Origin of the sequence: Acidiphilium sp. JA12-A1 (assembly GCF_000724705.2) — a bacterium.
GTDB lineage: Bacteria > Pseudomonadota > Alphaproteobacteria > Acetobacterales > Acetobacteraceae > Acidiphilium > Acidiphilium multivorum.
Genome location: NZ_JFHO01000292.1, coordinates 1 through 849, shown reverse-complemented (window position 1 = coordinate 849; position 849 = coordinate 1). Strand labels below are relative to the sequence as shown.

Here is an 849-nt window from a genome sequence, read left to right as displayed (position 1 = left end):
ATTACCTCACCATCGCGATGGCGCGCGAGCCGGTGGAGCAGTTCCGCGTGATCGTATCTCGACAACCGCAACCGGCTGCTCGGCCGACGACGGTGGCCTCGCGCGGGACGGTGAACCATACCCAGGTCTATGTGCGCGAGGTGGTGCGGCGGGAGCATGTCGCCGAGGCGATCGCCTATCGGCATCGCCAGCCCGGCCGGGCGGCGCCGGCACGGCGGCTGGCGGCGCAGGCGGGGGACTGAGCATTTTTCCGATCCGGACGGATCGGATGAATGATCCTCTCCGATGACTAACCAAGCATCCTCATCCGAACGGATGTTTTCGTCTGACCGGATGGTGCTCTAACGACGATGGACAGGGCCGGGCCGACGCATCGCACGGTCCGGGGGACTGCGTTACCCGAGTGTATGAGCTGGCACCAACAATAAACTTGCACCGGCAACATTCTATGGATTAAAGAAGGGTAACTTCGCTGATTTACTGTATTTATCTTTTAGATATAATATAATTTTCGCCCATCCTCGTCACCGGGGCGGGCAACCTGATCAACGCCAGCGGAAATGCCGCCGTCACCGTTGCCGCAGCTTCCGGTGCCGCGGCAGACACCATCGTCGCCACCGGGTTCGACGTCATCACGACGCAGACGGGCAATAGCGTGATTTCCATCCCGGGCGGATCCTGGAATTCAACCATCAACGACATCGGCGGGAATGACACGATCTTCGCCGGAAGCCCCTCCCCCGGCGGAAGCAACGGGCTTGCCATCAACGGCGGCCGCGGGACGCTGTTTATCAACGACCTGGCAAGCGGCCGAAAGATCGTCATGACCGGTGGCGAAGGTGCGGTTAC

General features: G+C 61.2%; 2 protein-coding genes. Both read left to right on the top strand.

All coding sequences use genetic code 11. From position 1 onward, the window contains the following. Positions 1 to 242 (top strand): JAB domain-containing protein (locus tag RT91_RS19945; protein ID WP_035189835.1); only part of this gene is annotated, 242 nt, incomplete at its 5' end. A gap of 413 nt (positions 243 to 655) precedes the next feature. Beyond that, the coding region (locus tag RT91_RS22760) for a hypothetical protein (RefSeq protein ID WP_035189833.1) at positions 656 to 849 on the top strand (194 nt) is incomplete at its 3' end.